This is a genomic window from Streptomyces sp. NPDC033180, from assembly GCF_055577645.1.
The window spans coordinates 53,365-75,328 of sequence record NZ_JBVIPU010000023.1 but is presented as its reverse complement, the minus strand read 5'-3'; the positions used below and the strand labels follow the sequence as shown (position 1 = coordinate 75,328).

Below are 21,964 nucleotides of genomic sequence, written 5' to 3'. Positions count from 1 at the left end.
CCTGCCCCTCCTTGTCCAGATGTGGCCGTCAGCTCTCGGGTTCGCCGATGTAGGTGTTCGGCATAATAATCTGTTCGATGCCAGGGGAGAGACGTGGTACTGGTACGGCCTGTGGAAATCACCTGTGCGCCGGTGGCTGCGGCGGCATCGGCAATGTCACGGAGAACTTCGTGAACGACGTCGCTTGCGATTCCCTGCTGAAAGGGGTTGTCGAGCATGAGGAGCCCCGGGTACGGGCAGTCGTCCCCGAGGTCTCTGGCCAGGAAAAGTAGGGCCCTGCTGTAGGCGAGGAAGAACAGCACTCGGGCCTCGGCTCCGAGAACTTGGTTCCAGGGGCGGGTCCCGACGTAGAAGGTCAGGTCGTCCGCGCTGATCGCTACATTCCCTGCCACTCCAGACATCATCGCGATGGCGGTTGAGGAATTCGTTCATTCGGTCAGCGAACAGGGCGCAGCGGTCGATGGGCGTTCTCCCCGTGGTGGGGGGTTCATCGAATTGCTGCTTCAGTCGGTTCAGTCTGTCTTGGGCCGCCTGGCTCGTCTGTGTGGCGACGGTCTTGCGGGTGAGCATCTGCTCGATGGCGGGCAGTGCCATGAGTTTTTGTTCCAGGACGGTGGTTTGGGTGGCCATCTCTTCGAGTCTGGCCATGAACGGTGCGAGGCGGGCGGCCCGGTCGACGTTCAGCTGCCTGGCGATGTCTTGATGGGCGCTCTGGGCGTGCCGGTGGTCGGCCTTTGCTTGGTCGAGGTCGCGGCTGGTTCGGGCGATGACTTCCTGGAGGTCATCGGCCTCTGCGGCCAGGGACCGCTTCTCGAGTTCTCCGCGTCGTCTGCGCTGGTCCTCTGTCTCGGGCTGGGTGCATACGTAGCAGGTACCTTCGGGGTGTTCGCGATGGATGTCGATCTTCTGCTCGCAGGCAGGACACAGGCGCACCGGCAGGCTGTCGAAGATATCGACGGAGGCTAGAAGGCGTTCCATGCGGGCGATCTCTGCCCGGACCGTGTTGTGTGACTGCATGTGGGCAGTCAGGACCTGCTCGAGGCCGGCAACGGTCTCAGCGGTGCTCGTGAGGTTCTGGGTCGCCTGTTCGTACTGCTGCTACAGGGTGGCGTCGTAGCCATGGCTCACTGCCCCGGCATCGCCTTCTTGGCGTTGTCCGGCAACAAGCTGCTCCACTTCGCTGGTCAGCTGGGAACGTTGCCTTACAACCACGTCGAGGTTGGCCCGCAAGTCGGTTCTGGTGGAGTTGACCTGCTGCTCGCTCCTAGGAGTCGGCAGATGCAGGTTCTCGCAGACGGCTGCGACGGTTCGGTCTGTGCTGTCATGAACCTCTCGTTCGGCCGCCTGCGCCTGAGCAAGTCGGCGTTGTGCTGCGGCAAGCTCGAAGTCGTGGTTGCTGTACCTGGCCGGGGCGAAACCCAAGAGGTAGCTGATGACGGCTCGCCTCAGGAACTCTTGTTCCTTGTCAGCGAACTGAGTCCACGAGTCCTCGTTGCGGTAGACGTGGCGCAGCACGCTGCGGAACGTCAGAGGTGTGAGCTCGGTGGCGGTGGTGGCCTGGGTGCCTTTGGGAATACTAAGGATCGGCCAGCCGAACTTGTGCAGGATGCGGTCGGAGAACTCACCGACAGAGAATTCGTCGCCTCCAGTACGACTTTGTTCTGGCGCCCGTACTGGAGGCTGCGCCGGATCTCCGTCGGAGTGCCGTCCAGGGTCAGTTCGATGCTGACCTCTACGTACTCGTCGGCGACGGCCGCCTTTCAAGGGCCTCACTCATCCTCCAGGCGGCGCAGCAGACCACTCAGCAACACGTTGAGCTCTGCCAGCTCTTCGGGAGACAGGGCCTCGGCGAACAGCCGCCGCTCCTGGGTGGTGCGTTCCTGGGTGGCCGAGCGCCAGCGGGCCTGCCCCTGCTCGGTCAGGCGCACCGGCTTGCTGCGTCCGTCGGCCGCCGCCACGGACTCGATCAGCCCGGCACGGGAGAGACGGTTGAGGCGCACGCTCATCGTGCCCGAGGTGATCCCGAGCTGCTGCGACAGCGGGGGGGGAGGCCTGGTGGGGAGCGCCGGAGCGCTGCAGGGCGGACAGGGCCGCCCAGTCCCCGGCCGTCAGCTCGGTGTCGGCCGGGGACCCGCGTCAGCAGGCGCTCGAAGAGGCGGGCCATGCGACCGATGCGCTGACGGGCCTCTTCGGTGTCCGGGTCCGATCAACTGACCCACCCACCAAGGAGACACGCTCTAGTTCGCGTGCATCACGAGCACTCCGCCTCGTCGAATTTGCGTCTTATCCAGCCAAAGAATTCATCAGCCAACATTGAGAGTTCGGGTTCTGGCAGCAACGTGAAACCACAACTCACCGTTCCCCATTCATTAAGAACAGGCCCATGCTCTGTTATCAACCAATCGATCATGATGTACTCGGCCGACAGGCCACTTGCGATCTTCTCACAGAAGGAGACGACTATCGGTTCGGGCTCTACAACTTCGAACGAAGCACCCTTGCTGACATTCGCTAGATATCCATCAGGGATGGGCCTGCGAACAAAGGAAGTAACAACACGTCCATCAACCAGCACTACTCGCATGTCTACACTGAACTGAAGGAACGGCTGCACAATGTACCCCGATCCGGATTGTGAAACGATATCAATCGCAGCTGCGAGCTGCTGGTCAAGTTCAACCTTAAGGACCCCCAAGGCCTCGCCGAGTTCCCTAGGCTTTACAATATATGGGCCTCCTCCGATACTTCTGGCCACTTCGGAAATCGCTCGGCGTGCATACTTTCCCGGTGGCACCGAAATAGTTGTCGGGACAGGAATATTGAGCCCCGCGGCATATTGCAATTGAGATAGCTTGTCGCGCTCCAGATAGTCGGGGCCTGTGAACGACGGGTTGAGCAGTACAGAATTGCTGGCCTGAATCGTCCGGTATATTGCAAAAAGATGCTGCAGACCCTGCGGGCCCATACTTTGGTCCTCGACGATATAGCACTGCCGCGTTTCAAGCAGATCCACCCCCCTGTACCAGAGGCCGGGTTTCCGATCGCACGTCGGCACCAATTCACCGGCCCGCATTACTCTGAATTCAAACCCAGCTTTTGCCGCAAGAGGCCGGTACCTTTCCGCGAGACTTTCCTCGAATCCAAGCGCCTTTTCAGGCTCCATGTCATCCGCGTGATATATCCAATTGATCACAGCATTCATAGAGCGCTCCACTAGATTTGACGTTTCCGAATCCACGGCGAATTCGGTGGGCACCAATTCGCGATTCCGCTTGAGAATTGCAATCTCCGCGCAATAGTAAAACCAACTCATCTTTTGCGTTCTGATTTTTGAACGGATAGATGCGGGTGCCAGGAGGTGATCGCCGCGAATCCTACGGCTACGACTGCTAGCAGAAGTCCAACACGGACAGTGAATACCACTGTAAACATCCCAGCAGTCATCGCTCCAAGAGGGACTCCCACTCCAGATGACAACATACGACGCGTCGTGTTGACCCGACCTTGTAGAGGCATAGGAGTGACCATCTGACTATAGGTAACTGTGTTCACGATAACCATGAGATACACAATGCCCCAAGCCGTGATGGCAGGTAAGGCAAGACGCCAGTCAGTCGTAAGGATGGTCAGCAATCCGAGCACCGCGCTGAACGGTAGCGCTACTCGCATTACCCAGATCGGATGAGCCTTACGGAGCAAACGTGGGAGCATTAGAGATCCCATAACTCCACCAACGCTCCATGCTGTAAACAAAAACCCCACCCGTGGGTCGGATTTATCGATTCCAAGTCCTCGATCGGCAAAGATCACGAGCTGCCCCAGAAACGCCCCTCCTGCAAATGACTGGAGGCATCCCGAGATAGTCATGATCTTCAACTCAGGTTGGCGCCAAAGAAAACGGAGTCCCTCTTTCACTGATTGTCTCAACCGGAACGGTCCTGTACCTCCCGTGGGTGCGCTCTTGGAATGAGTCAGGGAGCGTATAAGAAGTGCGGAGGCAAGGAAAGATATGGCATCCAATGCGATTACACTAGTTGGACGCACAGTTGCGATAAGTATGCCTGCCATAGCAGTTCCGGTAATCCGGACAGTTGTCTCAGCTCCCCAAAGCGCACTGTTCGCCTGTGGCAAACGCGATTTACCTACGATTGACGGAACTAAGCCGTATCCTGCTGCGTCAAAGAAGATGTAGAGACTCGACGAGGTGAATGCCGCGATCACGATATGAACAGGCGTCACGGTATGAACTGCGGCAGCGATCGGAATGCTTCCTAGACATAGGGCATTCAGTAGATCGGACGTCACCATCATGACCTTGCGGTTCACGTAGTCGGCAAGGGCGCCGGCCAGGAGACCGAAGAAGACGTACGGTACAGCCTCACTGGCAGCCACCAGAGAAACCAGCAGCGGGGACTTTGTCGCCTCATAGGTCAAAACGGGAAGTGCGACAAAAGTGACAGCCGAACCTAGTCCAGACAGTACCCGGGATAGCCAGAAGAGGCGGAAATCTCTCTCCCGATAGAGCGGTTGAGGCGTCCGCTCCGTTGGCTGGCTTTCGGTGCCCGGTGAGTTTGAGGTCATGACAGTTTCTAGGCATAACCTCTAGCGTCCTGTCAAGTGCTCCAGTACGCGTACTGGGCGGCTACGGATCTGCTCACCTGCGCCATATAGCAGGACGACTAGCAGTCATCTGGTGGTGCCGGTCCCGTAGCGTCGATGGGCGACTCTCAGCCACTCTGAACAACGGATGCTTGTCAGACGAGCACCCAGCTCATAACCGACGCAGGTGCCGATTTGGGATGGTATGCGGAGGTTTAACTGGTCGAGATCTTGGCGGAAAGATATCTTCCGAGGACCCCGGAAATCTTGGTCAGCTGCATATCCAGTCCATGGCCTTTGTCGGATGCATGGCATTAGAATCAATGTGAGAGTCGGGTGATTTAAGAACGCTCGCTTTTGGAATGCGGTGGCGTGTGAGCATCTCGTTCTGGCCCAAGTTGCCGGCTGGGGCAGCTCTCAAAGCGGCTCCTCTAAATATCTTCCTCGTCAATCTCCGCGGCAGCACACATGCGTTAAAGCGGCTGTTCAGCGAACTATAGGACCAGTTCATGAGTCGAGCTGCACTTAGCTGTACGGTGAATTCCCAGGGTCTTCCAACATATTGGCATCAACTTACTAGGCCGCATATCGCGCCAGATATGGCCACCGGAGCGACTTGGCAAATTGAAGCGATATCCAAACTGGGATTTCTGAGGTTCTCAACGTACGATCTGTTAAATGGAGTATAAGTAGATGAAACAACAGGAAAGCTCCAAAATAGAACAGGTTATTTCTACAGCCGAAAACCCAGTAGTTCGCGATTTTCTTCGCATGGGTGACGACAGCATAGTCGGAGTGCTTCCTTACGCCTTGTCTATTGCTGCACGACTGAGGATCGCTGACGAACTACTTCAAGCCGAGAAGAACGTAAAGGACCTCGCACGAGGACTCAATGTGTCCCCCTGGGCACTCGAACGACTATTGATACCACTAGCCGGTTGTGGCTTTTTCAGTGAGGATGAAAGTGGACGGTTTTCCCTCACGGAACTGGGTCAGCTCTTGCTTAGTGATTCACCTGTTTCCATGAGGGAAACCCTCTCCACCATCGAATCGTACCGCGCATGGCTCCGTGCCGTTGAAACGATTGCTACTGGGCAGCCAGCTTTCAATAGTGAGTTCGGCGAGACGTTCTTCGCGCATAAGGAAAGCAATAGCCAGGCTGGCGCAGCGTTTGATCGGCGGATGCAAGAGCGAGCGAGCCGTCTGTACAGCGACCTAGCCACCCTCCCATCATGGCAGAATACGTTTTCCGTACTCGACGTGGGCGGTGGGAGAGGTGCTGTCCTGGCCTCCATTCTTCGAGAAAACACCCATATGAATGGAATTCTCTTTGACCGAGCCGCCGTTATCGAGAGGTCTGGCGAGACTGGTGCGCTGAACCAGCTGATGGATCGTTGCAGGGTTGTAGCAGGGGATTTTTTCTCATCACTCCCGACTGGGGCGGACACACATTTGATGTGTAGTGTTCTTCACGATTGGGAGGACGAAGATGCTATCGAAATCTTGAGGAGCAGCCGTGAATCCCTCCCTGAGGGCGGCCGCATCGTTATCTGCGAGATGATCCTACCGGACTCCAACAAGATTCATCCTGCCTATTGGAGCGATTTGGCAATGATGGTTCTTGTCGGCGGCCGGGAACGAACCCTTACCCAGTTCCAGGCACTTCTCCAGCTGGCTGGCCTTCGTATTTCGAATGTCACGCCACTGGCAGGTTCGTTCGTCAGCGTGATTGAAGCTCATAAGACCTGAGGTTAGATAGCGAATCCCGAGTCACTGATTAGCAAGGATCAAAGTTTGTCCTTCCGGACAGGTTTTCCGGAACGCGAAGGAATGTCTCCGCCGGCGCGAGTCGGTCAATTGAACCATCGACTCCTTTGACATCAGCCTGGGTAGCAAATCGCTAATAACCTCGAATGTCGACGGACCGGAGCATCGCGAATGTGGGAGCTCTGAATGGGATGGGCATATGCAGTGACAATTTGTGGCCCTAGAAGGAGATCCGCAGAATGGTTGAGGTAGAGAATTCCATCGAACGCTACTACGCCTACATAAATCCGGCGCTCAAGGCGATAGCGGGTGGTCCGATTTCGGATTCCCGTGACTTCAATCCAGGGGTTCAGCTGCCCGCAATGACACCTGAGGTCCGGGAGTTCTTCTCAGTTTCCCGTCTCAGTTTCACCTCAGTGGGTGAATACGCGGGAAAGCAGCTCGCGCTGCTGAATCTGGCACAGAACCCGGGAACGCGCACGACGAAGACGCTTGCCTCGCTTATGATTGTGGCTCGAGCGGTCCGTTATATTCAGGAAACGGGCGAGCGCGTCATGATATTGACACCGTCCTCGGCCAATAAGGCCACAGCAATGCGTGACGCGGTACTGCGCGCGATCCGCCTGAAGTTGGTGACGCCCGACCAGTTGAGCGTGTCGGTCGTCGTCCCCGAGGGGGCTTCAGCGAAGCTGTGGGATTCCGACCTGCATCGTGACCATGAACTGAGGTCCCGCAACCCCGTGGCGGTGTACCCCGGAAGCGAGCCGGCCCACGTCAAGTCACTCGCCCGCCATGTGATCGACCAGCACGCGTCAGTCGTGCGGGAGGCCACGGGGGCTCATCTCTGGTACACCCTCGACCTAAACAATTACATGGCCGCGGATATCATCCGTGCCCTGGCCGAGGCCGACCTTTTCCCGCCCAGCGAGCCCCGGTTGCACGTCCACGCGGTATCCAGTGCGTATGGGCTGCTCGGCCACGCACAAGGCCGCGCACTACTCAGTCAGCACCTGCGTGACTCCATGCCACACCCGCACTACTTCCTGGTGCAGCACCTTGGTGCTCCGGACATGGTGCTGAGCCTCTACCACGACGACACCAGCGTCGATCACCTGCCCGACTACTGTTACAACGAACGGACAGGTCTGTTCGAGCAGCGAATGGATCCGCGATTCCCGTACCTGACGGCAGACCTGGGCGAAACACTCGACGCCACGTTCTACACCCGCAAGCCCCCGACGTCTCCCCGGATGAACGACCTCATCCGCACCCACGGCGGAGGCGGCATTGTTGTGTCTCTGCACGAGTGCATAACGCGGTACCCACAGATCAGAGCCTTGCTGCGGCCTGCCGGAGTGGAGCTGCCCGCCGACCCCCGCGCCCTGCGCGAGTGGTCTCTTGTGATGGCGATGACGGGACTCCTCAACGCCGTCGACCGCGGCCTCGTGCCGGAGAGGGACATCCTCATCCACGGATCGGGGTGCTACAGCGCGCCGGACTACACGCCGCTGTCCCGCTCGGCGCTGCACACCGTAGAGAACGGCGACATGCTCAAGGACGTCGTGTTCAAAGCCGCGGCAGCATGATGACAAAGCCCATGGCATGCGACCTCGAACTATAAGGCTCACCATGATTGCCTCTCGGTTTGCGGCGCGAGGCGGCCGCCACCCGCGGGAACTCGGGTCACCTGACAGCCGGGTGACGCTGCCTCACGTCGGGCACCACCTACCCGGGGTCCCCGTCGTCTCTGTTCCCCAGCACTGGGGCGGCGAACTCCAGCCCAGCCGACCTACCCGCTGCTGCCCCGGGTCACAATCGCCTTCGTCGTGCTTCAGCAGGAGTTCTGGAGCGTACCCGCCGGGGAACTGGCGGCACACCGAGAGCACGACGCCTTCCTAAAGTCGAGCGGGCGCGGGAGGAACAGGGCCTGGCCCGACACTTGCACGCCGAGGCCCGCAGCACGAAGAGACCCCGTCTACCGCGCCTTGCTAGTGCGCTTTTCGGGCGCCAGCTCACCCGTCTGAGTGGATCAGTCGAGCATCCCCGAACTCTCCGAGGAGCTAACTCGACAGCAAGGTCACTACACACCGCCGAGATACACGCCACCTCTAATCGCCTCTTCACCGATCCATGTCAAAGGTGACATCCTGTGCCTGCCCTTTCACCTTCTAGAGCACCCCTAAGTCGACGGCTGCGTATGCACGCTGGATACCGGTGGCGCAATAGCAGCCACCGGGTCGTGACACAGCTGCGGACCGTCCTAGACACTCGAGACACGGCGGTGTTCCCCGCTGTCACTTCGCGACTCGGGGGCATGTCCGTCGCGTACGCCGGCCTTGACGAGGGACTCGCCTACACCCTGGAGTTCACCGAGTTGCGCCGTGAGGACGACAGCGGAGGGCCCGCCGAGCGCGCCACGACGCAGATGACCGGCAAGGCGCTGCGCTCCCCTGCTCGGCTTCCCAACGCCGACATCATCATCGTCGGCACGAGCGTCGCGCGGGCCCGGCAGCTGCCCGGGCAGGCTTCCTTGATCGTTCCAATGCGCGTCCACTTCGTCATCGACACCGATGGGGGCCCCGACACCGTACGCAGGAAAATATCGAAGCGGGAACGCACACAGTTCAACCGCGATCTGCGGCACCACGACTGGGCCTGGGCGGTGGAGCGTGACCCCGCCTGGTTTGACGTCTTCTACGACCGCCATTACCGGCCGACGATGCGGGAGCGCCACGGCGCCCGGGAGCGGACGGAGACGAAGGACGTCTCCTACGAGTGTCTGTTCCGCACCGGATGCTTGTTCAGCCTGTCGCAGGACGGCGAGCGCATCGGCGGGGCCCTCTGCCACTGGGACGCCACGTCACGGGTCCTGACCCTGCGGCTGCTTGGTGTGGCGGACGGGCTCACCGAGCACTACAAGAGTGGCGCGTTCAAGGCCATCTACCACTTCCTGATCGGCTGGGCGGCTGAGAACGGCGTGCGATATCTCGACTTCCAAGGAACAGAACCCTTCCTCAGCAAGGGCACCTACCAGTGGAAGCGACGCTTCGGTACCCAAGTGGTCCTGCCGCCCAACCACTTCAGAAACAAGCGCCTGTGGCTGCACGTAACACACGACACCCCTGAGGTTCGGGACTTTCTAGTCGCCAATCCCGTCATTACGGAGACCTACGACGGTGCACTGGAGGCCGTGTTCTTCCACGACCCGGACCGTCCGGTCCGCGAGGACTACTCCGCGAAGTCCCCCGGCGTGGAGCGGGTCCGTCACCTCGACCTGGACACGTTCCTCGCCTCCGTTCCGGAGCCCAGGAAGGCGCTGTCATGAGAACACCTTGGTACGGATCGGGCTCTGCCTTGCCCCTCGACTCCCGGCTCCCCGTGCCCGCCCTCGTCGACGGCCTCCGCCAGGCGATGGACGACATCGCGTTCCCGATGTCCCCGGCATCGGTGCGCCCGGTCGTGCTGCCCCGGGAGTCCTACAGCGAGATGTTCGCGGCAGCCTCCGCGCTGCTCACGCTGCTCCGTAGAACACTCTTGGAGTGCGCGCCGACGGCGGCAGGCCGCATCGCGGCACTCGCCGCCGACGAGAGCGAATATCCACTGTTCATGGATGGCGCGGTCGAAGAAGACTTTGCGACCTGCATCGCCCGCCCGGACGTCATGGTCGACGTCACCGGACCCAAGTTCGTTGAGTTCAATATCGGGGCCGGCATCGGTGGTGTCGTCGATACCTCGCTGAATGCCGCAGCCTGGACTGCGATGTACGGGGGACTCGAGCAGGCACCGTTTGCCGGACCCGATCCGCTGGCCGTACGCGATGGGATATTCGTCCGCGCGGTACGGGAGCTGGACACCACGCCCGCTGTCGCCGTCGTCGGCAGCGCCCGCGACCTCAACGGCAGCCGTACCCTCCGCTACTACGACGTCCAGGTGGACTCGCTCAGGAAGCGAGGCCTTAAGGCGGAGTTCTTCGAACCTGAAGACCTGCTCGACGGGTTGGACCTTCTGGGCCGCCCGCGCTACGAGCTCGGTCTGCGGCACTTCACCATTCCCGAGTGGCGCGGACACGGCATCGACATCACTCCAGTCCGCACGGCACTTGACGCTGGCGTCACTCTCATCGCGACGCAGACCGCCTACCTCATCTCCAACAAGAAGGTCCTCGGCTGGGTCTCCGAAGGTCGCCCCTGGATGACCTCGCGCGACCGCGAGACCGTCGAACGGTACCTGCCCTGGACGCGTGTGGTAGGCGAGCGGCGCACCCGCTGGCGGGGCGTGGACCACTCACTGCCCGAACTGCTGCTCAGCCGCTCCGAGGAGTTCGTCCTCAAGCCTGCCATCGGGATGAAAGCGCAGGATGTCCTCGTCGGTCGGCACTGCGATTCGGAAGTGTGGAAGCGCGCCGTCACCCAAGCGGCGGGGGCCGAGGACCACATCGTCCAGGAGTACGTGGAACCAGCCCCGTACACCATGGAGTTCGCCGAGGGAGACGGCGCTGGCACTTATGAGGCGGACGTCTACCCCGTTTTCAGCCCGTACGTCTTTGACGGCCGGCCGGGCGGCTGCATGGTCCGCTATCTGCCTCCAGGTCGGAAGGGGGTCGTCAGTATCCATGGCCACGGCGCCCTCCCGACGGTGGCGCTGGCCCGCCGCTGACCTCAGTGCCCGTCCGGATCGCTGGGCCTCGGAGAGCCCCCTCGCCAGCGCAGCAGTCCCCGCACGTAAGGACCTCCTTGATGTACCGCGTCACCCTTACCCCGAACGAAGCAGCGGAGGCCCGCTCCCTGGTGGCGGAGTTGGCCCGGCGGCATTCCTCTGTCGAACTGCCCGCTCTCCTCGCTGACGCGGCCGTTTACGCACAGGAACTCCCCAGGAGCCTGCGTGCCGCGCTCAATGCGTTCCGGCTCAAGGAACCCTCAGCCGCCTGTGTCGTGCGCGGCTTCCCTATCGACGACGATGCCATTGGTGCCACACCCGAGCATTGGAAGAACCGGCCCGCTCAGTCGCCCGCGATCGAGGAGGAACTGTTCTTTTTGCTCTGCGGTCAGCTCCTGGGAGACCCCATCGCGTGGGCCACCCAGCAGGACGGACGTGTCATGCACGACGTGATGCCCATCAAGGGTCACGAGATAGGGCAGTTGGGGACAGGCAGCATCACGCCTTTGGAGTGGCACACCGAGGACGCGTTCCACCCCTACCGTGCGGACTACGTCGGCCTGATGTGCCTGCGCAACCCAGACTCCGCCGAGACCACCTACGTGGGGGTCGAGGACCTGGACCTGGACGCGCGCACCCGCGAGGTCCTGGCCGTGGCGCACTACCCGCTACTGCCCGACGACGCCCACCGACCCGAAAGCCGGGCCGCCCCTCGTCCGGACGACCCCGCTGCGGAGCTGCGGGAGCGCAGCTATGCCCGCATCTGCCGCATGCTCGACCACCCCGAGCCGGTGGCCGTCCTCTTCGGCGACACCGCCGACCCCTATCTGCGGGTGCACCCCCACTACATTGATCCGATCGAGGACGATGAGGCACGCCGGGCCTTGGCCACGTTCTCGAAGAGGGTTGAGGCGCACATGCGCGAAATCGTCCTTGTGCCGGGCGACATCCTCTTCATCGACAACTTCAAGGCCGTGCACGGGCGCCGTCCCTTCCAGGCTCGGTACGACGGCACGGACCGCTGGCTCAAGCGCATCAACGTCACCAGAGATCTGCGCAGATCGCGTGACGCGCGGCTCGCTGCGCACGAGCGCGTCATCTTCTGACTCGGTCGTTTCGCCCCGCCCGCAACCCTGGCGGCCCCGCTCTCGGCCGCCCTTTCCCTGGAGAACGGTATGACGCGCCACGAGCGACAGTACGAGTACGTGACATACGGCGAAAGCGACTCCCTCACGGTGTCATACAACCCAGACCTGGACGGAGGGGGCAACACCTTCGGTCGCGCCTACGCCCCCTTCGTCCGGCAGCACTTCGTAGGAGTGCGCACCGTCTTCGAGTGGTGCGCCGGTCCCGGGTTCATCGGCTTTTCGCTCCTGGCCGCTGGGCTGTGCGAGAGCCTCGACCTGGGCGACGTGAACCCTGCTGCACAGGGCGCAGTGGAGCGGACGGTCAAGGATAACGGCCTGGAGAGCCGGGTAAGGTTCCACCTTTCCGATTGCTTCACGCAGGTGCCCCCCGCACTTCGGTGGGATCTCATGGTCGGCAACCCTCCGCACGTCAACGCCTCTGCTCCGGCCTCCGAGTACCAGCACAGCCATTCACCGCTGATCTGGAAGGACACGGACTGGTCCATCCATCGCGACTTCTACGCAGCAGCCCCCGACTTCTTGAACCCCGGCGGTTCGGTCGTGATCCAGGAAAACTACCGATTCTCGCACCCTTCGGACTTCAGCAGCATGATCGATGAATCCGGGCTCGAGACCGTAGGCGTGTTCCCGTGCGGCCCGGGATACGAGGACTACTACTTCGTGTGGTCACGGCTGCCCGAGGAGACGATCAGGTGAGCGGGTCCGACGCACTGCTCGAACAGTATCTGCGGACCCACCGGTTCCAGCTCGGGTCCCCCACCGCGTTCACGGTCGCCCCGGATGGCGACAGAGTCGTATTCCTGCGCTCCCGCTCCGGCAGCGACCCCATCTCCTGCCTGTGGCAGCTGTCCATGGCCACGGGCGAGGAGACGCTGCTCGCCGACCCTGACCGCGCCGTCCCCCCGCCGCCCTCAGGGGCGGGGGTAGCCTCGTCGGCGGACGCCTGGATGCGCGAGCGCACGCGGGAACAATCGCGCGGCATCACGGCCTACGCCACCGATCAGGCAGTGACCCGCGCGGTGTTCTCCGCGCACGGCCGGATCGGCACTGCCAGGCTCGACACCGGACACACCAGCATCCTCGACGGCCTGCCGCCGGCGTTCGCCCCCTGGCCGTCCCCCGACGGCTCTCGGATCGCCTACACGCACGCCGGAGAGCTGCGCCTGGTCGGCGCCGACGGGGAGGGCGACCGGGTCCTCATAGGGCCAGAGGGTGAGCACGTCACCTATGGCCTGGCGGAGCACGTGGCCGCCGAGTCCATGGAACGCCTGCGGGGCTTCTGGTGGTCCCCGGACAGCCAGCGACTGCTCGTCGCTCGTGTTGACACCGCCCTGGTCGAGCGCTGGTACCTGGCCGACCCGGCCTGGCCCGCAAAGCATCCCCGGGAGCTGGCTTATCCCGCGGCCGGGACGCGGAACGCCGATGTCTCACTGTGGCTCGTCGCAGACGATGGACCACCGGTCGCCGTCGCGTGGGACAGGGCGGAGTTCGAGTACGTCGTGGACGTGCAATGGTCCAGGGAACGGCCCCTCGTGGTCGTTCAGAACCGCAGCCAGCGGCGGATGCGCGTTCTGTCCGTGGAACCGGTCACCGGCGCCACCCGGGTGGTGCACGAGGAGAGGGACTCCGCCTGGGTGTCCATCGTCCGTGGTGTCCCGGCGGTGACCGCATCCGATCGGCTGGTTTGGGTGGGCGACCGAGACGGCACACGACGACTGCTCATCGACGGGGAGGCGGTGACTCCATCCGGGCTCCAGGTGCGGGAGGTAGTGGCAACTGACGACGAGGCGGTGTACTTCCGCGCGTCGGACGAACCGACCCGGATCCATCTATGGATCTGGACCCTGAAGGAGGGAGCGTGCCAAGTGACGCGGGGGCCGGGGGTATGGAACGGCCGGGCCAGTGGCGGAACGGTTGTCACGTACGGCCGCCGTCTCGACCGCTCCGGCTGGACCGTGAGCGCGCATGACCGTCGCGGCCCAGTGAGGGCTGTCCGCAGTCTGGTTGAGGCCCCTACTGTCACACCTGATGTGCGGATCCTGACCGTGGGAGAGCGTGAGCTGCGCGTCGCGGTCGTGTTGCCCTCAGGCGCGGACGGGTCGCAGCCCCTCCCCGTCCTCATGGACCCGTACGCCGGGCCGTATCTTCAGCGCGTCACCGAAGAGCTGGACGGCTATCTCCTCCCGCAGTGGCTCGCCGAGCAAGGTTTCGCGGTCGTCATTGTGGACGGCCGCGGCACCCCTGGCCGCGGTCCTGCCTGGGAACGGACCATCCATGGTGACATTGCAACACCGGTCCTCCAAGACCAGGTCGACGGCCTGCACGGCGCCGCAGCCGCTCTGGGGTGCCTCGATCTGGACAAGGTGGCCATCCGGGGCTGGTCCTACGGAGGCTTCCTGGCGGCACTGGCAGTGCTGCGCAGGCCCGACGTGTTCCACGTGGCCGTCGCTGGCGCTCCCGTCACCGACCAGACTCTGTACGACACGCACTGGCGAGAGCGGCATCTCGGGCACCCAGCGGAGAACCCCGACAGCTACATCCGCTCGTCTCTGCTCGATGACGCCCACAAGCTGATCAGACCGTTGATGTTGATCCACGGAATGGCGGACGACAACGTAGTCAGCGCCCACACATTCCGGCTCTCAGAAGCGCTGTTGAGAGCCGGCCGCCTTCACACCGTTCTCCCGCTTCCAGGCACAGCTCACATGATGGCTGACCCGGACATACAGCGGAACGTGCTGAGACTGCAAGTTCAGTTCATCAACGATGCGCTGCGTGCTTCACGTTTTACAACCGACCTCACCCTCGGGCGAGTTCTGGCCCGACCTAACGGCTCCGACGGGGTGGATCAGGAGTAGGCAGTTGCCCCGCTCCGAAGAGGGCAGGGCTCGTCGGCGGGTAGGGCCAGAACTCGCCGGAGCCGCCCCCGTTGCCCCCTGTTCGTGCCTCCTCAACGGGGCTGGCCTACGGGTCCAACGTAGCTTCCCCTGTTGTTGATGGTCCGGGGGCGCCTCCGGCCCCGGAGGCATCGACGGACCGTGCACGGAACGGGGGATACCACCACCCCATGCCATCCGAAACGGCACCATGCACCGTCCCCTGCCAGTGACTTCTCCAGGCTCAACGCCAAACAGCGAAACACCCTGACCTGACATGCCGTCACTGACGTCAGCCACCGACACCCAGCCGGCACATCGCACCTGCGGGTCAGCGTCCGGCCAGGTCGGCTCAGCGAAGCCGCAGCCATCACGCAGGGTCCCTGAGAGGTGAAAGCCCCCGCGGGGGTAAGCACGGCGGCGTCGTGGTGAGCACGGCGGCGTCACCCTCCACAGGGCCGGAACCGGGGAACGAGGTCACAACCGGCTTTCGGCGAACGACACTTCCGCAACCGGATTTGATGACCGCGCCGTCGTACCACTGCTCGACCTGGCGCAGCTGACCCACGTCTCCCGGACAGCGGCTGGCCGATGGCGGCCAGTGCCGCCCTAAGGTCGAGCGCGGGCACGTCCGTGGTGTACGCCAGGGACATGCGGGGGTAGCGGCTCGTGCCGGAGTGAACTGCCCCGGAAACCAGCCCTCGGCCATCGTAGCGAGCGGGTCGAACGATCGCCGTGAACCGGCCTCCCCCCTAACGTTTTCGTAGTCCCGCAACGGGGCTACCGGCCTTCGGAGTTGGCATGACTACCTAATTCGTTGCTAACGGATCCAGCATCACCCGGGTGGTTCTGCTGGGTTTGTTCGAGTCCTGGGACCGTGACGTCTTCTGCCACTCCGGCCGATGAAGGCCTCCGGTTAGACAGGCGCATGGTCCTGGTGCTCATGATGGCGGACGTCAAGACCGCACCCACGCCCGCCAAAGCCGCACGGCTGACCCGCAGATGGGGTAGCGCCGAGGTAAGCCCAAAAGCCGCCAGTACTTGATCTTGGTGGGTGTGGTGCCCGGTCCGTTCAACGCAGGCTGACAACCGGGAGCGCGTTGACGCGTTTCTCGTACTCGCGGCGGGCTTTGCGCTGGGCCGGGATCGCCGTGGTGCCGTCGAGGAACTGGCAGCGGTCGAGGAGTTGGCGGTGGACCGCGGGCACGGCAGTGACGCGAAGGGTGTAGCCCTGGCCGCGCCGTTCGGTCACGTCCTGGTCGAGCGTGACGCGCTCCACGGGCTCCAGCTCGGCGGCGCGGAGGAAGTCGGCGACCTTGCCCGGCATATCGAGGACGACCGGCAGTTCCAGGGCCGGGGCACCCGGGTCGGCGGCCGTGTGCTCGGGCAGGAGGTCGGCGACGGCCGTGCGGATGGCGCCGCGGCTGACGTCGTACTCGCGGGCGAGGGCAGCGATGGACCGGCCCTTCAGGTATGCGGTGCGCACGGCATCGGTCCTCCCGGCCGGGACTGCCGGGCGGCGCCCGCCTTTGTTGCCCTTGGCCTCGGCGGCCCGCAGTCCGTCGTACGTCAGCTCCCGCTGGAGTTCGCCGGCGGCGGCGAGGGTCTGCACCATGAACTTCACCGTGGACTGCAACTCGCCGGTGCGCGGGTGGCGGGCGGTGAGGTCCATCGCGGAGAACGCTCCGTCGTGGATGCGCAGGGCGAGACGGTCGCGGTGCAGCACGTCGAGCACGTCGACGATGTGGCCAGTGCCGCGGACCAGGCGGAACATCTCGGAGATGTGCACGATGTCGCCCGGCCGCGCGTACGTGAGTAACTCGCCGAACTTCGGGCGCTCAAGCGGGTGGAGGCGGCTGGAGATGCCGGCCTCCTCCTCGAAGACGACCGGGTCCTCGATCCCGGCCTCGGCGAGGACGAGGTTCTGGCGGCCGGTCGACTGCTTGTCGGTTGACACGCGCTTGTAGACGAGATTGGCCACGCTGTTCCTCGCTTCTGCCGCCTCATCGGACCTCAGGTGTCATCTAACCCTGTCGTTAATCGTCATCGGATCTCATTGGATCTGGGCCGTCGTCAAGCCCCGGAAAGTCCGGGTTCATTGGACGTACGCGGCACCTGTCGTCATTCGTTCGTTTGCCGACACCTGAGCGGGCCCGCCGGACACGAGCCTCGCGCTGCGGAGGTCCCTTGCCGAATGATCGACGCAGAAGGCTATAGCGCTAGGCAACTAGGTAAATGGAGGAACGGGTGATTGAGTTCCACCTCAACGGCCGGTCCGGCCTGTCTCCCTATCAGCAGTTGGTCCAGCAGGTGCGCCATGCGCTGCGCCTGGGTTTGCTGAAGGAGGGGGACAAGCTGCCCACGGTCAAGGACGTGGCAAAGCAGATCGCGGTCAACCCGAACACGGTGCTCAAGGCGTACCGCGAGCTGGAGCACGAGGGGCTGGTCGGTGCTCGTCCGGGCGTCGGGACTTTCGTGACCCGCACGCTGGCCGACGGCACGCTCACCGCGCACGGCCCGCTGCTCAAGGACCTCCAGCGCTGGCTGACCAAGGCCCGCCTGGCTGGACTCGACGAGGAAAGCGTCGAGGCACTGTTCATGAACACCTTTCGTAACGCAGCCGGAGAGGACGTAGCGTGAGCGCCGTCTTACGAGCCCAGGCACTGGGCAAGAAGTACAAGCAGCGCTGGGCGCTGCAGCATTGCGATCTGGATGTTCCGGCCGGCCGGGTGGTGGGCCTGGTCGGCCCCAACGGGGCAGGCAAGTCCACCTTGCTGAACCTGGCCTCCGGCATGCTGACCCCGACCGCCGGCACCATCGAGGTGTGCGGAGGCCGTCCAGCCGAGGACGTTGAACAGCCGGCCAAGGTCGGCTTCGTTGCCCAGGACACCCCGACCTATGCGTCCTTGAGCGTCGCCGACCACCTCGACTTCGGTCAGCGGCTCAATCCGAACTGGGACGACGCCGTGGCGCGGGACCGGGTCCGTCGGCTCGGCCTGGACCCGAACACGGGCACCTCCTGGCCCCGCTGGACGCCACCTACCAGGGGCGCCAGGTGGGCATCTTTTTGAAGAACGCGCGGGCCGCCGCCCGCAAGGCCGCCGACAACGAGCAGCAGCGTGCGCAGGGGCTACCGGTGAAGTCGTCGGCCGGAGCCCTGTCGGAGGAGCGGCGCGAGCAGCTGGAGGACATCGACGCATCCTGGTGCCCGAACTGGCCCTTCACCTGGCAACGCTCCTTCCACCTCGTGCGGATACACCTGAACGCGGGCGAGGCACTGCCCACCGCAGCGGGCGAAGTCCTACGCCAAGGCGAAGACTTGGGGCGTTGGGTTCGTGCCCAGCAGTTCGGGTGGGAGAAGCTCACCGGCGTACAGCAGTGGATGTGTGAACACGTCCTCGGCATCACACCCGCGACCGAGGACGAGAAACCCAAACCGAGGACCAGCCAGGCCAGCAAATGGGCCATGCACTACAAGGCCGCCCACCACTACCACCAACGCGAAGGACACCTACAAGTCCCCCCGCAAACACACCGAAACCATCACCATCGGCGACGAGGCCGACAACCCCGAGAAACGGGAACTCAGAGAGCTGAAACTGGGCGCATGGACCGCAATCAGCGATCCAGAGCCACCACCCTCACACCGGAACGCATACAACAACTCTCCGCCATCGACATGCGATGGACATGACAGGCATCGTCACCACTGCCCGAGCCCGCGAGATCAAGAAGATCGCCACGTCCAAGTCCGCCGAATACGAGTTGCCGCTCCCCGGAGTCTGTCCGAGCCGGCGACCTCCTTGGTCGCTGAGGGGTGGTCGACCACATCAGTCACGAGAGCCTGCGCATCCCGCTCCGTGCCGAAGGGACCTTCTCTCAACGCCTGAAGACCTCAAGACCTCCCGCAACCCGAACTACGCCCCACAAGGGCCGGCCGAGAACATGTACACCATCACCGGCGGCGAGGTGATGAGCACTTCGGATCACCAGTCACGGGCGCAAGGTAGACGGAGCGCACGGCTCCGTGCCACCTGTTTGTTCGAGCTGCCTGACATCTCGCGCCCCTTACCCTCATAGAGATCGTTTTGTGGTTCCCGAAGCGAGGAGAGCCGGCGTGCCCGACAGATCGCGGCCGGAGGAAGCGCTCGACGTCGTGCGTGCCGAGCTGGCGGCTGAACGGTCGATGGCGAGCGAGTTGACCACGAAGGCTGCATGGCTGGCCTACATGCGATTCGGGCGGCAGCACTTTGACACGGCGGCAACACCCGATTCCGACGGCTTCCTCTTCCAATACGGCACGTACGCCTTCAGCGGCCGACCGATGTTTACGGTGGATCTCGCGCGACAGTTCGGCATCAGCGATGCCGCTGGTGAGCATGACCACTATGTACAGGTCCACTGCGAACTGCGCTACGAGTCCGAACCTGCCTTGGAGGCCCTGGGGCGCTTCGGCTCGTGGTTCCTTCTCAACACCGAGGCGGAGTTCGGTCAGTGGTTCGCCACCATGCAGGAGCATCTCGACATGCTGCTTGAACGCGTGCCCTCCGAGATGGACGTATATGAGGAGCCGGTGTAATCCCTGTCCGGCGTCGCGGTCTCGGCCGCAGGGGCTAGCTCGCGCCCAGCGGACCGAAGTAGAGCATGGTGCTGCAGACCATGGCCCCCGCTGCCGCACCGGCAACGACCTGGGTGGGTGTGTGGGCACGCAGGTGCAGGCGGGACCAGCCGATGGCTGCCACGAGGAGGTACAGCAGAGCCCAGGCCGGGCCTAGTTGCAGGGTCAAGAGGGTGACGCTGGCAGCTGCGGAGCTGGTGTGCAGGGAGATGTTGCCGGCGTAGGTGCAGGCGAAGAGCAATGTTGCCAGGAGTGGGGCCATGCATCCCATAGCCAGGAGCGCGGCTGGGGCGCCGAGGCTGTCGCAGACAAGCCAGACGGCCGCTGCGGTGATGACGCTGGCAGCCAGCAGCATGAGCCGGGGCCGACGCTCGGAGGGGTCGGGGGCCGGCCACCACCGCAGGCGTGTGCCGGAGAAGGCCACGGCCGCAGACAACAGCGCCCACGTGCCGCTGCCGCACAGTCCCCACCAAAGACCGTCGTAGTGGGGCCAGGTGACGCGCCAACTGACCGCAGCGCCGGCAAAGACCGGCATGCAGGGCGGAGCGAAGTACCGGCTCAGCTGCCGCGCAACTCTCGTTCTGCCGGTTCTGGCGATGATCAGCGTCACGACCGATGAACGAGGCCCTGCGTCCCAAGTGCACGCCCAACCTCCTGGGCCTCCCCCATTCAGACGGATGCAACCACGTTCGTCCTGCGTGTCCGTAGGCGCCTGGTTGCGTTGGCCTGGCGAAGATTGCTCGGGCGGTAGGCAGCGAAGGGCACAGTGAGATGGCATCAGACATGCGGCTGCAGATCAGGGCCGTGCACAAGGCGTACGGACGACGAGCAGTGCTGCGGGGCGCGGATTTCACGGTGTCGGCGGGAATGCTCGCGGGCGTGGTGGGCGAGAACGGCTCGGGCAAGAGCACGTTGTTGCGGATCGCAGTGGGCGAGCTCATGCCGGACGGAGGTAGCGTGCAGTGTTACGGCGCTCTGGGGTATTGCCCGCAGCAGGCAGTGGTCAATGACACGCTGACGGTTGCCCAGCATCTGCGGTTGTTCCAGGTCGCCTACCGGCTACCACGGCTCAACCCAGCGTGGGAACTGGTGGACCTGCTGGGTTTCGGTGCCGAACGGCGTACGCGGGCGGGAGAGCTGAGCGGCGGAACCCGGCAGAAACTGAATCTGACCTTGGCACTGATGCATGATCCGCCGCTTCTGATCCTCGATGAGCCTTATCAGGGCTTCGACTGGGATACGCATCAGCGTTTTTGGCAGTTGGCAGTCCGACTGCGTTCCCTGGGGCGTTCGGTGGTGGTGGTCTCACACCTGCTGCACGACCTGCAGCACTTTGACACCGTGCATCACCTGCGTGATGGCCGTCTGCACGAGGGGGCGAACCAGTGAGGCATCAGTGGACGGCGTTCACCGTGGCGCTCGGCTTCACCCTGACCGGCCACCTGCGCAACCGCCTGGCAATGGGCATGATCGCCTTCTTCATCCCCACCTGGATCTACGTGGTGCGGGCGACCGCGCTGGACAAGGACATCACGTTCACCAGCGTCCTGGGCATCGAGGTGACCGCGTCGATGAACCGCACCATCCAGATCTCCAGCGCTCTGCACGCCGTGACGGTGATCGCCGGGTTCATGATGTTCATGGCGACCTTCAACGCCCGGAGCATGGATCTGCGACTGGTCCTGGCGGGCTACCCTCGGCTGCAACTTCTGACAGCCAAGGTGCTTGCCCTGCTCATCATCACGGTGCTGCTCACCGGCTATACCACTGGTCTGCTGTGGATGTCCTGGCCGCTGGCCCAGCCGCATGCGGTCGCGGCAGCGGTGGCCGCGGCGATTCTTGCCTACGGCGGCCTGGGGATCATGAGCGGCTATCTGCTGCGCGGTGAACTCGAGGGGTTCTTCGTCGTGGTGATGGCAACGCTCGTCGACGTCGGCATGCAAAGCCCTGTCTCTAACCCTTCCGGAGACCAGGCGTTGCTGGGCGCCCTGCCGCTGTACGGGCCCGCCCAGGCCGCTCTGGCCGCTTCCTTCACTCATGCGCACACCCTCGCCTGCGCCGGCCGGGCGCTGCCTTGGTTCGCTGCCACCAGCCTCCTGGCGCTGGTCATCTTCCACCTGCGCACCCGTCACTACGGCCGGCCGACCCCCGCCCGCCCACAGCGCCCCAGCTCGCGAGCGCATCCTGATCCAGGCCCCGCGGAGCCGGAGTTGGGCTGAAGAGCGTGCCGCCCAGGAGCTGGGGCCGGGCAACGGCACGCTCTCGCCCGCCGGGGGGGGCGGCCGTTGCCTGCCCGGCCT

21 protein-coding genes are annotated in these 21,964 nt (G+C 63.5%); 14 read left to right on the top strand and 7 right to left on the bottom strand.

Annotated features, from left to right (window positions below; genetic code table 11):
• Positions 1–392: hypothetical protein (locus tag ACZ5WE_RS36875; RefSeq protein ID WP_467695811.1), on the bottom strand; the 392-nt coding region annotated here is incomplete at its 3' end.
• Positions 393–408: 16 nt separating this feature from the next.
• On the opposite strand from ACZ5WE_RS36875, the gene ACZ5WE_RS36870 reads away from it, so the two are divergent.
• Positions 409–966, top strand: coding sequence for a hypothetical protein (locus ACZ5WE_RS36870; protein ID WP_467695809.1), 558 nt, complete (start codon positions 409–411; stop codon positions 964–966).
• Positions 967–1,098: 132 nt separating this feature from the next.
• On the opposite strand, the gene ACZ5WE_RS36865 is transcribed toward ACZ5WE_RS36870, so the two are convergent.
• The 4 genes from ACZ5WE_RS36865 to ACZ5WE_RS36850 form a co-directional block, all read right to left on the bottom strand.
• Positions 1,099–1,515 (bottom strand): hypothetical protein, encoded by a 417-nt coding sequence (locus ACZ5WE_RS36865; protein WP_467695808.1) that lies wholly within the window; start codon positions 1,513–1,515, stop codon positions 1,099–1,101.
• A 254-nt stretch (positions 1,516–1,769) separates the two neighbouring features.
• The gene (locus ACZ5WE_RS36860) at positions 1,770–2,006 is read right to left on the bottom strand and encodes a hypothetical protein (RefSeq protein WP_467695807.1); all 237 of its coding nucleotides are present in this window, start codon (positions 2,004–2,006) and stop codon (positions 1,770–1,772) included.
• A gap of 245 nt (positions 2,007–2,251) precedes the next feature.
• Positions 2,252–3,313, bottom strand: coding sequence for an ATP-grasp domain-containing protein (locus tag ACZ5WE_RS36855; RefSeq protein ID WP_467695806.1), 1,062 nt, complete (start codon positions 3,311–3,313; stop codon positions 2,252–2,254).
• Positions 3,310–4,581, bottom strand: a complete 1,272-nt coding sequence (locus ACZ5WE_RS36850; protein ID WP_467695804.1) for an MFS transporter — start codon at positions 4,579–4,581, stop codon at positions 3,310–3,312. The genes ACZ5WE_RS36855 and ACZ5WE_RS36850 overlap by 4 nt, the downstream gene beginning before the upstream one ends.
• A gap of 711 nt (positions 4,582–5,292) precedes the next feature.
• Between ACZ5WE_RS36850 and ACZ5WE_RS36845 the strand changes: the two genes are divergently transcribed.
• The 7 genes from ACZ5WE_RS36845 to ACZ5WE_RS36815 all read left to right on the top strand — a co-directional run bounded on the left by ACZ5WE_RS36845 (position 5,293) and on the right by ACZ5WE_RS36815 (position 15,028).
• Positions 5,293–6,348 (top strand): methyltransferase, encoded by a 1,056-nt coding sequence (locus tag ACZ5WE_RS36845; RefSeq protein ID WP_467695803.1) that lies wholly within the window; start codon positions 5,293–5,295, stop codon positions 6,346–6,348.
• A gap of 257 nt (positions 6,349–6,605) precedes the next feature.
• Positions 6,606–7,952, top strand: coding sequence for a DUF6002 family protein (locus ACZ5WE_RS36840; RefSeq protein ID WP_467695801.1), 1,347 nt, complete (start codon positions 6,606–6,608; stop codon positions 7,950–7,952).
• Between the two features lie 728 nt (positions 7,953–8,680).
• A complete protein-coding gene (locus ACZ5WE_RS36835) occupies positions 8,681–9,691 on the top strand; it encodes a hypothetical protein (RefSeq protein WP_467695800.1) in 1,011 nt (336 codons plus the stop codon).
• 53 nt (positions 9,692–9,744) lie between these two features.
• Positions 9,745–11,022 carry a hypothetical protein gene (locus ACZ5WE_RS36830; protein ID WP_467695798.1) on the top strand — a complete coding sequence of 426 codons (1,278 nt, stop codon included), beginning with the start codon at positions 9,745–9,747 and terminating at the stop codon, positions 11,020–11,022.
• 80 nt (positions 11,023–11,102) lie between these two features.
• The gene (gene gntD, locus ACZ5WE_RS36825) at positions 11,103–12,128 is read left to right on the top strand and encodes a guanitoxin biosynthesis L-enduracididine beta-hydroxylase GntD (RefSeq protein WP_467695797.1); all 1,026 of its coding nucleotides are present in this window, start codon (positions 11,103–11,105) and stop codon (positions 12,126–12,128) included.
• Positions 12,129–12,197: 69 nt separating this feature from the next.
• Positions 12,198–12,866 carry a methyltransferase gene (locus ACZ5WE_RS36820; RefSeq protein ID WP_467695795.1) on the top strand — a complete coding sequence of 223 codons (669 nt, stop codon included), beginning with the start codon at positions 12,198–12,200 and terminating at the stop codon, positions 12,864–12,866.
• Positions 12,863–15,028 (top strand): S9 family peptidase, encoded by a 2,166-nt coding sequence (locus ACZ5WE_RS36815; RefSeq protein WP_467695794.1) that lies wholly within the window; start codon positions 12,863–12,865, stop codon positions 15,026–15,028. The genes ACZ5WE_RS36820 and ACZ5WE_RS36815 overlap by 4 nt, the downstream gene beginning before the upstream one ends.
• Before the next feature lie 1,090 nt (positions 15,029–16,118).
• Here the strand turns inward: ACZ5WE_RS36815 and ACZ5WE_RS36810 are convergent.
• Positions 16,119–17,027, bottom strand: coding sequence for a recombinase family protein (locus ACZ5WE_RS36810; protein WP_467695792.1), 909 nt, complete (start codon positions 17,025–17,027; stop codon positions 16,119–16,121).
• Between the two features lie 254 nt (positions 17,028–17,281).
• Between ACZ5WE_RS36810 and ACZ5WE_RS36805 the strand changes: the two genes are divergently transcribed.
• The 4 genes from ACZ5WE_RS36805 to ACZ5WE_RS36790 all read left to right on the top strand — a co-directional run bounded on the left by ACZ5WE_RS36805 (position 17,282) and on the right by ACZ5WE_RS36790 (position 19,625).
• Positions 17,282–17,686: a GntR family transcriptional regulator gene (locus ACZ5WE_RS36805; protein ID WP_467695791.1), complete on the top strand. Its 405-nt coding sequence runs from the start codon at positions 17,282–17,284 to the stop codon at positions 17,684–17,686.
• Positions 17,683–18,117 carry an ATP-binding cassette domain-containing protein gene (locus ACZ5WE_RS36800; RefSeq protein ID WP_467695789.1) on the top strand — a complete coding sequence of 145 codons (435 nt, stop codon included), beginning with the start codon at positions 17,683–17,685 and terminating at the stop codon, positions 18,115–18,117. Before ACZ5WE_RS36805 ends, ACZ5WE_RS36800 begins: the two co-directional genes overlap by 4 nt.
• Positions 18,102–18,740, top strand: coding sequence for a helicase associated domain-containing protein (locus tag ACZ5WE_RS36795; RefSeq protein ID WP_467695788.1), 639 nt, complete (start codon positions 18,102–18,104; stop codon positions 18,738–18,740). The genes ACZ5WE_RS36800 and ACZ5WE_RS36795 overlap by 16 nt, the downstream gene beginning before the upstream one ends.
• A 423-nt stretch (positions 18,741–19,163) precedes the next feature.
• A complete protein-coding gene (locus ACZ5WE_RS36790) occupies positions 19,164–19,625 on the top strand; it encodes a hypothetical protein (protein WP_467695786.1) in 462 nt (153 codons plus the stop codon).
• A gap of 34 nt (positions 19,626–19,659) precedes the next feature.
• Here the strand turns inward: ACZ5WE_RS36790 and ACZ5WE_RS36785 are convergent, their stop codons facing one another.
• Entirely contained in the window at positions 19,660–20,199 is a 540-nt protein-coding gene (locus ACZ5WE_RS36785) for a phosphatase PAP2 family protein (RefSeq protein ID WP_467695784.1), read from the bottom strand.
• 236 nt (positions 20,200–20,435) lie between these two features.
• Here ACZ5WE_RS36785 and ACZ5WE_RS36780 point away from each other — a divergent pair, with 236 nt between their 5' ends.
• Together ACZ5WE_RS36780 and ACZ5WE_RS36775 are read left to right on the top strand one after the other, a co-directional pair.
• Positions 20,436–21,053 (top strand): ATP-binding cassette domain-containing protein, encoded by a 618-nt coding sequence (locus ACZ5WE_RS36780; RefSeq protein WP_467695783.1) that lies wholly within the window; start codon positions 20,436–20,438, stop codon positions 21,051–21,053.
• A 23-nt stretch (positions 21,054–21,076) separates the two neighbouring features.
• A complete protein-coding gene (locus ACZ5WE_RS36775; protein WP_467695781.1) occupies positions 21,077–21,883 on the top strand; it encodes a hypothetical protein in 807 nt (268 codons plus the stop codon).
• Positions 21,884–21,964: the final 81 nt, after the last annotated feature.